This is a genomic window from Pseudomonas sp. MF6394 (genome assembly GCF_002018845.1).
GTDB classification, from domain to species: Bacteria; Pseudomonadota; Gammaproteobacteria; order Pseudomonadales; family Pseudomonadaceae; genus Aquipseudomonas; species Aquipseudomonas lactis.
Window position 1 is genome coordinate 1 of sequence record NZ_MVOJ01000008.1, and the last position, 13,232, is coordinate 13,232.

Below are 13,232 nucleotides of genomic sequence, written 5' to 3' on the forward strand. Positions count from 1 at the left end.
ATGGGTTGGGTTGGTGGTCAGTCTATGTATTAGTCTGAGAGTGCGTTTGAATTGATTCAGTGTGTAGTTAGTGGCAGGAGGGTAGTAGAGAATGTGGATGATGGGTGTTTGGTGTTTTTTTTAATGAGGCGACGACCACCGGGTTCTACGCCTCTCTCTTCGTCGGCAGCGTCAGATGTGTATAAGGGACGGGTGTATCAGTCAGCCATGCTTTAACTGACACACCGCATTCGCGAGCAAGCCCGCTCCCACATTTTTTTTAGCTTTGTCCATTATATGGGATGATAATTTATATATTGAGATATTTCAGGCGATGGGTTTATAGTCGCCAGCATCAGCACTCACTACTAAAAATAAAAAGGTGAAGCGATGCAGGCACAACCGTTGTCCCTACCCGCCGTGCCCGAGCCCACTTACGGCGAGCGCCTGAAGAACAAGGTGGTGATCATCACCGGCGCCGCCCAAGGCATTGGCGAAGCCATCGTTGCCTGTTTCCAGGCTCAGCAGGCGCGGTTGATCATTGCCGATATCCAGGGCGACAAAGTCGAGAAGGTCGCCGCCCATTGGCGCGAACGCGGCGCGCAGATTTACGCCCAGCCGGTTGATATCACCTCCAAGGATCAATGGCAGGCACTGGTCAACCTGGCCATCGAGCGCTTTGGCCGCGTGGATGTGCTGGTCAACTGTGCCGGGGTCAATGTGTTCCGTGACCCGCTGGAGATGAGCGACGAGGACTGGCGCCGCTGTTTCGCCATCGACCTCGACGGCGCCTGGTACGGCTGCCGGTCGGTGTTGCCGCACATGATCGAGCAGGGCGTCGGCAACATCATCAATATCGCGTCCACCCATTCCAGCCACATCATTCCCGGCTGCTTTCCTTACCCTGTCGCCAAGCACGGCCTGCTCGGCCTCACCCGTGCCCTGGGCATCGAGTACGCGCCCAAAGGCATCCGCGTGAATGCCATCGCCCCCGGCTATATCGAAACCCAGCTCAACGTCGATTACTGGAACGGTTTCCCAAACCCCCACGCCGAACGCCAGCGCGCGTTCGACCTGCACCCGCCCAAACGCATTGGCCAGCCCATCGAAGTGGCCATGACGGCTCTGTTCTTGGCGACCGACGAGGCGCCCTTTATCAATGCCACTTGCCTGATGATCGATGGCGGGCGGTCTGTGATGTACCACGACTAAGCGTTTTTCAATAACAAGAAGGAGGTGGTCCATGTTCAAGCAAACACTCGGTGCCGTGGCACTGGCGATGGCGTTCAGCGGCTGGGTATCGGCTGAAGAAGTGAAGATCGGTTTCCTGGTCAAGCAGGCTGAGGAACCCTGGTTTCAGACGGAGTGGGCATTCGCGGAAAAGGCCGGCAAGGAGCATGGTTTCACCGTGATCAAAATCGCCGTGCCCGATGGTGAAAAGACCTTGTCGGCTATCGACAGCCTGGCCGCCAACGGCGCGAAAGGCTTTGTGATCTGCCCGCCAGACGTGTCCCTGGGCCCGGCCATCGTCGCCAAGGCCAAGGTCAACGATTTGAAAGTGATGGCCGTGGATGACCGATTTGTCGATGCCAAAGGCAACTTTATGGAAGAGGTGCCGTACTTGGGCATGGCCGCATTTGAGGTGGGCCAGAAGCAGGGCGCTGCCATGGCCGCCGAAGCGAAAAAACGCGGTTGGGACTGGAAGGACACCTATGCGGTGATCAACACCTTCAACGAACTCGACACCGGCAAGAAGCGCACTGACGGCTCGATCAAATCCCTGGAGGAGGCCGGTATTCCCAAGGACCACATCCTCACCTCTGCGCTGAAAACCCTCGACGTGCCCGGCAGCATGGACGCCACCAACTCGGCCCTGGTCAAGCTGCCGAGCGGGGCGAAGAACCTGATCATCGGCGGCATGAACGACAACACCGTGCTCGGCGGCGTGCGCGCCACCGAAAGTGCCGGCTTCAAGGCCGCCAACGTGATCGGCATCGGCATCAATGGCACCGACGCCATCGGCGAATTGAAAAAAGCCGACAGCGGCTTCTTCGGTTCCATGCTGCCCAGCCCGCATATCGAGGGCTACAACACCGCGCTGGCGATGTATGAATGGGTCACCACTGGCAAGGAACCGGCCAAATACACCGCCATGGACGAGGTGACCTTGATCACCCGCGCCAATTTCCAGGAAGAACTGACCAAGATCGGCCTGTGGAAATGAGCGGCGCGGCCCTGCGTTTCAATGGCATCGGCAAGGAGTTTCCCGGTGTGAAAGCCCTGGCGCAGATCAGCTTTGAAGCGCGGCCGCATTCGGTGCACGCGCTGATGGGCGAGAACGGCGCAGGCAAGTCGACCCTGCTGAAAATCCTCGGCGGCGCCTACATTCCATCCACCGGCACCGTGCAAATCGGCGCGCAAACCATGGCGTTCAAATGCGCCGCCGACAGCATCGCCAGCGGTGTGGCGGTGATTCACCAAGAGCTGCACCTGGTGCCGGAAATGAGCGTGGCCGAGAACCTCTTTCTCGGGCATTTGCCCACGCGCTTTGGCGTGGTCAACCGAGGCCTGCTGCGCAAGCAGGCCCTGACCTGCCTCAAGGGCCTGGCCGATGAAATCGACCCCGACGAGAAGCTCGGGCGCCTGTCCCTGGGCCAGCGCCAATTGGTGGAAATCGCCAAAGCGCTGTCCCGCGGCGCCAACGTGATCGCCTTTGATGAACCCACCAGCAGTTTATCGGCGCGGGAAATCGACCGCTTGATGGCGATCATCGCGCGCCTGCGCGACGAGGGCAAAGTGGTGCTCTACGTGTCCCATCGCATGGAAGAAGTATTCCGTATTTGCGATGCGGTGACGGTGTTCAAGGACGGCCGCTATGTGCGCACCTTCGAGGACATGAGCACGCTGACCCATGACCAGTTGGTGACCTGCATGGTCGGTCGCGATATCCAGGATATCTACGATTACCGAGTGCGTGAGCAAGGCGAGGTGGCGCTCAAGGTGGACGGCTTGCTCGGTCCCGGCCTGCGTGAACCAATCAGTTTCCAGGTGCGCAAGGGCGAGATCCTGGGCCTGTTCGGGCTAGTGGGCGCGGGGCGTACCGAGCTGTTTCGCCTGCTCAGTGGGTTAGAGCGCGCCAGTGCCGGCAGCCTGGAACTGTGCGGGCAAGCGCTGCAACTGCGCTCACCCCGCGACGCCATCGCCGCCGGGGTATTGCTGTGTCCGGAGGACCGCAAGAAAGAGGGCATCATCCCGCTGGGCAGCGTCGCTGAAAACATCAACATCAGCGCCCGTGGCGCCCATTCCACCTTTGGCTGGCTGTTGCGCGAAGGCTGGGAGAAAGGTAACGCCGACCGGCAGATCCAGGCGATGCGGGTCAAAACGCCGAACGCAGCGCAGAAGATCATGTACCTGTCCGGCGGCAACCAACAGAAAGCCATCCTTGGCCGCTGGTTGTCGATGCCGATGAAGGTGTTGCTGCTCGACGAACCTACTCGCGGTATCGACATCGGCGCCAAGTCGGAGATCTACCAGATCATCCATAACCTGGCGGCCAGTGGCATCGCGGTGATCGTGGTGTCCAGCGACCTGATGGAGGTGATGGGCATCTCTGACCGCATCCTGGTGATGAGTGAAGGCGCCTTGACCGGTGAGTTGCCCCGCGCCCAAGCGGATGAAGCGCGCCTGCTGCAACTGGCGCTGCCACAGTCGCGGGCTTGAACAAGAATAAGAGGGTTAGGCTATGTCTGAGGTAAAAACTGCAAAGGGCTTCTGGCCGGGTTTCAATCAGCGCAAATTTCTCGATGACTGGGTGATGCTGTTGGCGGCGCTGGGCATTTTTGTGCTCAGCGCGGTGTTCATCGATAACTTCCTGTCGCCGTTGAACATGCGCGGCCTCGGTCTGGCGATTTCCACCGTGGGCATTGCCGCGTGCACCATGCTGTTCTGCCTGGCGTCGGGGCACTTCGATTTGTCGGTGGGTTCGGTGATCGCCTGTGCCGGGGTGGTGGCGGGCATCGTGATGCGCGACACCGACAGCGTGCTACTCGGCGTGTCGGCGGCCTTGGCCATGGGCCTGGTGGTCGGGCTGATCAACGGCATCGTGATCGCCAAGCTGCGCATCAATGCGTTGATTGCCACCCTGGCGACCATGCAGATCGTGCGCGGCCTGGCCTACATCTTCTCCAACGGCAAAGCGGTGGGGGTGATGAATGAAGGATTCTTCGTATTCGGCAACGGCCAACTGCTGGGCGTGCCGGTGCCGATCATCATCACCGTGTTGTGCTTTGTGTTCTTTGGCTGGCTGCTCAATTACACCACCTACGGGCGCAACACCATGGCCATTGGCGGCAACCAGGAAGCCGCGTTGCTCGCCGGGGTGAATGTCGATCGCACCAAGATCATCATCTTTGCCGTGCACGGTTTGATCGGCGCCCTGGCCGGGGTGATCCTCGCGTCACGCATGACCTCGGGCCAGCCGATGATTGGCCAGGGGTTCGAACTGACCGTGATCTCGGCTTGTGTGCTGGGCGGGGTGTCGCTGAGCGGCGGCATCGGCATGATCCGCCATGTGATTGCCGGGGTGTTGATTCTGGCGATCATCGAGAATGCGATGAACCTGAAGAACATCGATACCTTTTACCAATATGTGATTCGTGGCTCGATCCTGTTGCTGGCCGTCATCATCGACCGCATGAAACAACGTTAATGTTCGCCCTGTGAAGATCAAACTGTGGGAGCTGGCTTGCCTGCGATAGCGGTGTGTCAGCCAGCCTATCTTTAATTGACCCACCGCCATCGCAGGCAAGCCAGCTCCCACCTTGGATCTCCTGTGTTCAAGAGGGCGGTATTTGCCATAATGCCCCCGCTTTCATACTTATAGGCCCGATATGCAGGAAAACGCCCACACCCCCGTCAAAGACGCCGCCCCCACCGGCACCCAGACCCTGTTGCGCGGCCTGGGCGTGGTGCAAGCGGTGGCGGCCGGTGCGCGGGATCTCAAGGAGATCGCCCGGCGCATCGGCACCACGCGCAGCACGACGCACCGCCTGGCCAGTTGCCTGGTGGACGAGCGCTACCTGCGCGTGGTGCCCCAGGTCGGTTACCTGCTGGGCCCCAAGCTGATCGAGTTGGGGTTCCAGGCCCGTGAAGAGTTGCCCTTGGTGAACCTGGCAGTGCCGTACCTGGACGAGTTGTCGGCGCTGACCGGCGACACCATTCACCTGGCGATTCGTGAATACGACGAGGTGCTTTACCTGCACAAGAACCCCGGCCGCAACGGCCCGGAAATGCGCTCTCGGGTCGGCCATCGCATGCCGCTGGCGCGCACCGGTATCGGCAAGGCGTTGATGCTCGATGATTCACCGCAGGAATGGCAGCGCTTGTACGAGGCCAGCTTGCCGGCGGCGGGCAAGAGCCTGCAATGGCCGCAGCACCCGGAGCAATCCTGGGCGCAGTTCGAACAGCGCATGCATGAGTATGTGGAGGGGGGGTATGCGTTTGACCTTGAAGACAACGAGCCTTCGATTCGCTGCGTGGCGGCACCGGTGCGTGATGCCAGCGGGCGCATTGTCGCCGGCATCAGCATCGCCAGTACGGTGCCCTACATGCCGCTGGAGAAAATGGCCGAGCTGATCCCTGTGATCAAACAGGTCGCAGCCCGGCTGTCAGCGGAGTTGGGCGCCAAGGCCTGATCAGGCTTTGAGGCTCGCCATGTCGATGACAAAGCGGTACTTCACATCACCGGCAATCATGCGCGCGTAAGCTTCGTTGATCTGCCGGATGTCGAGCATCTCGATGTCGCAGGTAATGCCATGCTCGGCGCAGAAATCCAGGACTTCCTGGGTTTCGGCAATACCGCCGATCAGCGAACCGGCCAACACTTTACGGCCCAGCACCAGCTTGGCGGCGTTGACGGGTGGGTCCACCGGCTCGATCAGGCCGACCAGGATATGCACGCCGTCAAAGCGCAGCACATCGAGGTAGGGGTTCAGGTCGTGCTGCACCGGGATGGTGTCGAGCAGGAAGTCGAAGTGCCCGGCAGCGGCTTTCATCTGCTCGGCATCGGTGGACACGATCACATGGTCGGCGCCCTGGCGACGGCCTTCCTCGGCCTTGCTGGCCGAACGGGTGAACAGCGTGACTTCGGCGCCCATGGCCTTGGCGAACTTGATGCCCATGTGGCCCAGGCCGCCCATGCCGAGGATCCCGACTTTATCGCCGGCCTTTACGCCGTAGTGCTTGAGTGGCGAGTAGGTGGTGATGCCTGCGCACAGGATCGGCGCAGCGCTGGCCAGGTCAAGCTTGGCCGGGATCTTCACCACAAAGTGCTCACTGACCACGATGCTGTCGGAGTAGCCGCCCATGGTGTTGCTGCCATCCACGCGGTCCGGCGTGGCGTAGGTCATGGTCGGGCCTTCGAGGCAATACTGCTCAAGGTCTGATTGGCAGGCTTGGCAGTGGCGGCATGAGTCCACCATGCAGCCTACGCCCACCAGGTCGCCGACTTTATGGGCGGTGACGTTGGCGCCGACGGCGGTGACTTTGCCGACAATCTCGTGGCCCGGCATCAGCGGGTACACGGCGATGCCCCATTCGTTGCGCGCCTGGTGGATGTCGGAGTGGCATACGCCGCAGTAGAGAATCTCGATGGCCACGTCATCGACGCGCGGGCTGCGGCGTTCAAATGACATCGGGGCGAGGGGCGTGGTGGCCGACTGGGCGGCGTAACCGATGGCGATGTACATAGTAAACCTCACAAAAGCTTGGACTGCAGAGGCGGCAAAGTCTGCGCGCCGGCCCCTGGCGCGAACATGGCAATTGCTCCGAGTCTCATGCCTATTCGTCCGGCAGTGCCTGAGGTTTGGATATATTGGCCGCCAGACCTGCGATGATGCTGTCATCCCTCATTCGCGAAGTTTTTTGCCATGCTGTTGACCCGCCATTTGGACGCCAATGCCACGCTGGTTGCCTTGATCGAAGGGCTCACGCCCCGCGACGGTTTTTCCCCGACTCACCTGCCCGGCGTGCAGGTACTGCGCGCCAGTTGCGATGTGGCGCGTGGGCCGCAGATCTATGAGCCAAGCCTGATGTTCGTGGCCCAAGGCAGCAAAGTCGCCTACCTTGGCCCGCGCACACTGGAGTATGGCGCCGGGCATTACCTGATCCAGGCCATGCCGGTGCCGTTCGAATGCGAGACCTTTGCCATGGCCCCCGAGGCGCCGCTGTACGGCGTCACGGTCGGCATCGACCGCGTGGTGTTGGGCGAGTTGGTGATTGCCATGGGCATGCAGGCCGGGCCGCCGCCGACCGCGCAGACCCTGGAGTCGATGAGTTCGGTGGTGCTGGACGATGCGATGCGCGGCTGCGTCGAGCGGTTGTTGCAGTGCCTGCACGATCCGCTGGAAAGCCGGATCATGGGCCCGGCGCGGGTGCGCGAATTGTTGTTCACCGCCTTGCGTGGGCCTCAGGCCGATGTGTTGCGTGCGCTGGTGGAACAGCAGGGGCAGTTTTCGCGCATCGCCACCTCATTGAACCACCTGCATGCCCATTACGCCGAGCCGCTGAATATCGAGACCTTGGCCGGATTTGCGCACATGAGTGCCTCGACCTTTCATGAGCATTTCAAGCGCTGCACCTTGTTATCGCCGGTGCAGTACCTCAAGCGCTTGCGGTTATTGAAGGCCCAGCAGTTGTTGCTGGTGGAAGGCATGAGTGTGGCGCAGGCGGCGCACAAGGTGGGGTATCAGAGTACGTCGCAGTTCAGTCGGGAGTACAAACGCTACTTCCTGCGCAACCCAGGCGAAGAGCGGGCCGCCTGACACCACGCGGTCATTGTGGGAGCTGGCTTGCCTGCGATGACGGCCTGCCAGCCGCCCCCTATCTACCTGACACCCCAACGATCCAACTTGTGGGAGCGGGCTTGCTCGCGAAGGCGGCCTGTCAGTCAACACAGTTGGATTGTGTGCATATTCATTGCTGCGGTAACGGCCGCTTAGGGTTCCGCCTGACGGCGGGTCACTTTGGAAAAGAGCCCCAAAGTAACCAAAGGGCTCTTGCCCCACCACTCGGCACCTCGCCTAGGCTCGGTGTGCCCGTAATCCGCCAGTGATTTGGGGGGCCGCCGCCACGCGCCATCCATGGCGCGGGGCGGCTAAACCGGCATCCCTGCCGGTTTACCCCCCAAATCCCTGTCGAATTCCGGCCAGCGTGGTTCAACGGGGCGCCTGAGATCAAAAGCAGATCAAGATCAAGAGCGGCTCGCTTCGCATCGTGGTTACCGGTGGCTGCGGCGAACTACACAATTGTGTAGATACCTATGGCCATCGCAGGCAAGCCAGCTCCCACATTTTGATCGATGTCGCCCACAAAAAAGGCCCCCATCTCGGGAGCCTTTTCTGGTTAAGCGAACGACTTACATATTCGGGTAAGTCGGCCCACCCGCACCTTCCGGCGTTACCCAGGTGATGTTCTGCGAAGGGTCCTTGATGTCACAGGTCTTGCAGTGCACGCAGTTCTGGGCGTTGATCTGGAAGCGCTTCTCGCCGTCTTCCTTGGTCACCACTTCATACACGCCAGCCGGGCAGTAGCGCTGCGCCGGTTCATCGTAGAGCGGCAGGTTGGTGCCGATCGGGATGCTTGGGTCCTTGAGCTTCAAGTGGCACGGCTGCTCTTCTTCGTGGTTGGTACCAGAGATGAAGACCGAGCTCAGCTTGTCGAAACTCAACTTGCCGTCGGGTTTGGGGTAGTCGATCTTCTGGCTGTCTTTGGCCAGCTTCAGGCAGGCGTAGTCCGGCTTGGTGTCGTGCAGGGTGAAAGGGATCTTGCCGCCGAAAATGTTCTGGTCGAGCCAGTTGAAACCGCCGCCGATGATTGCGCCGAACTTGTGCACGGCCGGGCCGAAATTACGGCTGGCGAACAGTTCTTCGTACAGCCAACTGGCTTTGAAGCTGTCGACATAGGTGGTCAGTTCGTCGCCGCCCTCGGATTCGGCAAACAGGCGGTCGGCCACGGCGTCGGCGGCGAGCATGCCGGACTTCATCGCGGTATGGCTGCCCTTGATCTTGGCGAAGTTGAGGGTGCCCAGGTCGCAACCGATCAGCGCGCCGCCCTTGAAGACCATCTTCGGCAGCGAATTCAGGCCGCCTTTGCAGATCGCACGGGCGCCGTAGCTGATGCGCTTGCCGCCTTCCAGGTACTGGGCCAGCACCGGGTGATGCTTGAGGCGCTGGAATTCATCGAACGGCGACAGGAAGGTGTTGCTGTAGGACAGGTCGACGATCAGCCCGACCACCACCTGGTTGTTTTCCAGGTGATAAAGGAACGAGCCACCGGTGTTCTCGTTACCCATGATGTCCAGCGGCCAACCGGCGGTGTGCACCACCAGGCCCGGCTGGTGCTTGGCCGGATCGATTTCCCAGATTTCCTTCAGACCGATGCCGTAGTGCTGGGCGTCGGCGTCGCTGTCCAGGTTGAAGCGCTGGATCAGTTGCTTGCCGATGTGGCCACGGCAGCCTTCGGCGAACAGCGTGTACTTGCCACGCAGCTCCATGCCAGGGGTGTACAGGCCGTCTTTTGGCTTGCCTTCACGGTCAACGCCAAGGTCGCCGGTGATGATGCCGCGCACCACGCCGTTCTCGTCGAACAGCGCTTCCTGGGCGGCGAAGCCTGGGTAGATTTCCACGCCCAGGTTCTCGGCCTGTTGGGCCAGCCAGCGGCACAGGTTGCCCAGGGAAATGATGTAGTTGCCCTCGTTGTGCATGGTCTTGGGCACAAAGAAGTCGGGCACCTTGGTGGAAGCTTCCGGGCTGCGCAGCACATAGATGTCGTCGCGCACCACCGGCGTGTTGAGCGGGGCGCCGAGTGCTTTCCAGTCCGGGAACAGTTCATTCAGGGCACGTGGCTCAAACACCGCACCGGAGAGGATGTGGGCGCCGACTTCGGAGCCTTTCTCGACCACGCAGACGCTGATTTCCTTACCGGCTTCGGCGGCCTTCTGCTTCAGTCGGCAGGCGGCAGACAGGCCCGCCGGGCCAGCGCCGACGATGACCACGTCGAATTCCATGTATTCGCGTTCCACAGGCTATCTCCTACTCAAGGCTCAACAGGCTTTTTTTTCTAATGGGTGGAGGTTCGGTGTGGTTCTGCGCGAAGGCAGCACCCACCTGTCTCTCTAGGTGGCGCATTATATATAGACCACTGACAGCGTCCAATACAAACGTTTGTTTGAATTGCCTGCAGCCTAGATAAATCAAAGCAACGGGGCTTATGACTGACCATTTTGCCGTATTGACCAGAATAGGCGTTCCGGTCAAGATACGGTCGGTTTTGCGCTTCCCGTAGGCAGACTGCAGGTTTCAAGAGCACGTCCAAAGACAGGCCGAAGGCAATAAAGGTGATGCGCACCCAAACGTTGGGGCGCAGTTTACACGCCGCGATAAAGAATGACCTCTCAGTCACCACTGACGAACGGTCGTCATTTCCCGTGTGCAAGGCCACTGCCGAGGTCTTTGGAGGTGCCCTTGTGTGCCGATGAGCATCAACCGCCAGGTTCGCCTAGGCGACTTTCTTTTCACCGGAGAGTAACGAGGAATCCATGAAGGTTCTTGTAGCTGTCAAACGCGTTGTCGATTACAACGTGAAAGTTCGCGTCAAGGCGGACAATTCCGGCGTCGACCTTGCTAACGTCAAGATGTCGATGAACCCTTTCTGCGAAATCGCTGTGGAAGAAGCCGTACGCCTGAAAGAGAAAGGCGTGGCGACGGAAATCGTCGTGGTGTCCATCGGCCCGACCACCGCCCAAGAGCAGTTGCGTACCGCTCTGGCCCTGGGCGCCGACCGCGCCATTCTGGTGGAGTCCGCTGAAGAGCTGACCTCCCTGGCCGTGGCCAAGCTGCTCAAGGCCGTTGTCGACAAGGAACAGCCACAACTGGTGATCCTGGGCAAACAAGCCATCGACAGCGACAACAATCAGACTGGCCAGATGCTGGCTGCACTGACCGGTTACGGCCAGGGCACCTTCGCTTCGAAAGTCGAAGTGAGCGGCGACAGCGTTGCGGTCACCCGTGAAATCGACGGCGGCGCGCAGACGGTTTCCCTGAAACTGCCGGCCATTGTCACCACCGACCTGCGTTTGAACGAGCCGCGTTATGCGTCCCTGCCAAACATCATGAAAGCCAAGAAAAAGCCCCTGGAGACGCTGACTCCGGATGCTTTGGGCGTTTCTACCGCCTCTACCAACAAGACCGTCAAAGTCGAAGCGCCGGCTGCGCGCAGCGCGGGTATCAAGGTCAAGTCGGTGGCTGAACTGGTCGAGAAACTGAAAAACGAAGCGAAGGTGATCTGATCATGACTATCCTCGTAATCGCCGAACACGATAACAAGGTGCTGGCCCCGGCCACCCTCAACACCGTGGCCGCCGCCGCTAAAATCGGTGGCGACATCCACGTCCTGGTAGCAGGGCAGGGCGCTGGCGCCGTGGTTGAAGCCGCTGCGAAAATTGCGGGCGTGAGCAAAGTCCTGAACGCTGACAATGCCGCTTACGCGCATCAGCTGCCGGAAAACGTTGCACCACTGGTCGCAGAGTTGGGCAAGAGCTACAGCCACATCCTGGCTGCCGCCACCTCCAACGGCAAAAACATCCTGCCACGCGTTGCCGCGCAGCTGGACGTTGACCAGATCTCCGAGATCATCTCGGTAGAAAGCGCCGACACTTTCAAGCGCCCGATCTACGCCGGTAACGCCATCGCTACCGTACAGTCCAACGCTGCGGTCAAGGTCATCACCGTGCGCGCCACCGGTTTCGACCCGGTTGCCGCCGAAGGTGGCTCGGCTGCCGTTGAAGCCGTCTCCGCTGCCCACGACGCTGGCACTTCCAGCTTTGTCGGCGAAGAGCTGGCCAAGTCGGACCGTCCTGAACTGACCGCTGCCAAGATCGTCGTCTCGGGCGGTCGTGGCATGCAGAACGGTGATAACTTCAAGCACCTGTACGCCCTGGCCGACAAGCTGGGCGCTGCGGTCGGCGCTTCTCGCGCAGCCGTTGACGCAGGTTTTGTACCCAACGACATGCAGGTCGGCCAGACCGGCAAGATCGTTGCGCCACAGCTGTACATCGCCGTCGGTATCTCCGGCGCGATCCAGCACCTGGCCGGTATGAAAGACTCCAAAGTGATCGTAGCGATCAACAAGGACGAAGAAGCGCCGATCTTCCAGGTTGCCGATTATGGCCTGGTAGCGGACTTGTTCGAAGCCGTACCGGAGTTGGAGAAGCTGGTCTAATCCAGCTGCTTCACTTATAAAGAGCCCGGTCTTATGACCGGGCTTTTTTATTCCCTGTAGGCGCGAGCTCGCTCGCGAAAAACCCACAGGCGCCGCATTTATTCAGAAAGCACGCGTTATCGTTGACGTTTTTCGCGAGCACTTTAGGAAGGAACATGCCATGGCGCTGCGCCCCTGGACTGTACTGCTGGGCCTTACGCTGCTGCCGAGCCTGACACTCGCCGCCGGCAAGTGCGAGCGCCTGGTGATCACCGGCAGCCCGGACGCACCGCCTTTACTCTGGCGTGACCCTCAGGACCCTACGCACCTGATCGGCGCGACCGCTGACGTGCTGCAACAAGTGGGCAAGGAGCTCGGGCTGAAAATCGACCTGCTCTACGGCGGAAAACGCTCCCTGGCCCTGGAGGAAGCGCGTAGCGGGCGCATGGACATCCTCGCCGACGCACCGCTGAACCTGGGCGAGCTGGACCACTTCGACTACATTCATCCAGCGCTGATGCAGACCGACTACCTGGTGTGGACGCGTAAGGATTCCGCCCTGGTCTATTCCACCGCCGCCGATTTGCACGGCCACAAAGGTGCGGTATCGGAGCGTGCGCGCTTGAGCGCCGAATTCGAGACCTTTGCCGGCCAGCAACTCAACCTGCAACGCCTGCCCAACTTGACGCCGGCCTTCCAGAAACTGTTGTTGGGTGAGGTGGACTACGTGCTGGCCGGGCGCTATTCCGGCATGGCCATGGCCCAGACGCTGGGCATGAGTAATGACCTGGTGGCCCATGCGGTGCCTGTCGATCAGCCGGGCCTGTACCTGGCGATTTCCCACAACTCGGCCTGCAATGATCCGTGGCTGCGCGGACAGCTGACGAAAAAGATGACAGAATTGCCCGCCTCCGGTGTCGCGCAAGCCGCGCTGCAGCGCAATCTGGAGCGCTGGAAGGCGCAACTGCAACAACCTGTCGGCACCCCAACAAAGTAGG

The 13,232-nt window shown here is 60.5% G+C and carries 11 protein-coding genes; 9 read left to right on the forward strand and 2 right to left on the reverse strand.

The window, feature by feature from the left end:
• Positions 1-369: 369 nt before the first annotated feature.
• The 5 genes from MF6394_RS10560 to MF6394_RS10580 all read left to right on the forward strand — a co-directional run bounded on the left by MF6394_RS10560 (position 370) and on the right by MF6394_RS10580 (position 5,672).
• Positions 370-1,191: an SDR family oxidoreductase gene (locus tag MF6394_RS10560; protein ID WP_078466651.1), complete on the forward strand. Its 822-nt coding sequence runs from the start codon at positions 370-372 to the stop codon at positions 1,189-1,191.
• A 31-nt stretch (positions 1,192-1,222) separates the two neighbouring features.
• On the forward strand, positions 1,223-2,203 hold the full coding sequence (locus MF6394_RS10565) for a substrate-binding domain-containing protein (protein ID WP_078466652.1): 981 nt from the start codon (positions 1,223-1,225) through the stop codon (positions 2,201-2,203).
• Positions 2,200-3,699, forward strand: a complete 1,500-nt coding sequence (araG, locus tag MF6394_RS10570; RefSeq protein WP_078466653.1) for an L-arabinose ABC transporter ATP-binding protein AraG — start codon at positions 2,200-2,202, stop codon at positions 3,697-3,699. Before MF6394_RS10565 ends, araG begins: the two co-directional genes overlap by 4 nt.
• Before the next feature lie 22 nt (positions 3,700-3,721).
• Positions 3,722-4,687, forward strand: coding sequence for an L-arabinose ABC transporter permease AraH (gene araH, locus MF6394_RS10575; protein WP_032895695.1), 966 nt, complete (start codon positions 3,722-3,724; stop codon positions 4,685-4,687).
• A gap of 181 nt (positions 4,688-4,868) precedes the next feature.
• A complete protein-coding gene (locus tag MF6394_RS10580) occupies positions 4,869-5,672 on the forward strand; it encodes an IclR family transcriptional regulator (RefSeq protein ID WP_032895696.1) in 804 nt (267 codons plus the stop codon).
• Here MF6394_RS10580 and MF6394_RS10585 read toward each other — a convergent pair whose 3' ends face one another.
• Positions 5,673-6,725, reverse strand: coding sequence for an NAD(P)-dependent alcohol dehydrogenase (locus MF6394_RS10585; RefSeq protein WP_078466654.1), 1,053 nt, complete (start codon positions 6,723-6,725; stop codon positions 5,673-5,675).
• A 180-nt stretch (positions 6,726-6,905) separates the two neighbouring features.
• Between MF6394_RS10585 and MF6394_RS10590 the strand changes: the two genes are divergently transcribed.
• Complete coding sequence (locus tag MF6394_RS10590; protein WP_003193483.1) at positions 6,906-7,799, forward strand: AraC family transcriptional regulator; 894 nt, start codon at positions 6,906-6,908, stop codon at positions 7,797-7,799.
• A 593-nt stretch (positions 7,800-8,392) separates the two neighbouring features.
• Here MF6394_RS10590 and MF6394_RS10600 read toward each other — a convergent pair.
• Positions 8,393-10,057 (reverse strand): electron transfer flavoprotein-ubiquinone oxidoreductase, encoded by a 1,665-nt coding sequence (locus MF6394_RS10600; RefSeq protein WP_003193481.1) that lies wholly within the window; start codon positions 10,055-10,057, stop codon positions 8,393-8,395.
• A 516-nt stretch (positions 10,058-10,573) separates the two neighbouring features.
• Between MF6394_RS10600 and MF6394_RS10605 the strand changes: the two genes are divergently transcribed.
• The 3 genes from MF6394_RS10605 to MF6394_RS10615 all read left to right on the forward strand — a co-directional run bounded on the left by MF6394_RS10605 (position 10,574) and on the right by MF6394_RS10615 (position 13,231).
• Positions 10,574-11,323: an electron transfer flavoprotein subunit beta/FixA family protein gene (locus tag MF6394_RS10605; protein ID WP_014719538.1), complete on the forward strand. Its 750-nt coding sequence runs from the start codon at positions 10,574-10,576 to the stop codon at positions 11,321-11,323.
• A gap of 2 nt (positions 11,324-11,325) precedes the next feature.
• Positions 11,326-12,255 (forward strand): electron transfer flavoprotein subunit alpha/FixB family protein, encoded by a 930-nt coding sequence (locus MF6394_RS10610; RefSeq protein ID WP_032895698.1) that lies wholly within the window; start codon positions 11,326-11,328, stop codon positions 12,253-12,255.
• Positions 12,256-12,415: 160 nt separating this feature from the next.
• Positions 12,416-13,231 (forward strand): substrate-binding periplasmic protein, encoded by an 816-nt coding sequence (locus tag MF6394_RS10615; protein WP_044275149.1) that lies wholly within the window; start codon positions 12,416-12,418, stop codon positions 13,229-13,231.
• The last annotated feature ends 1 nt before the right edge of the window (position 13,232 follow it).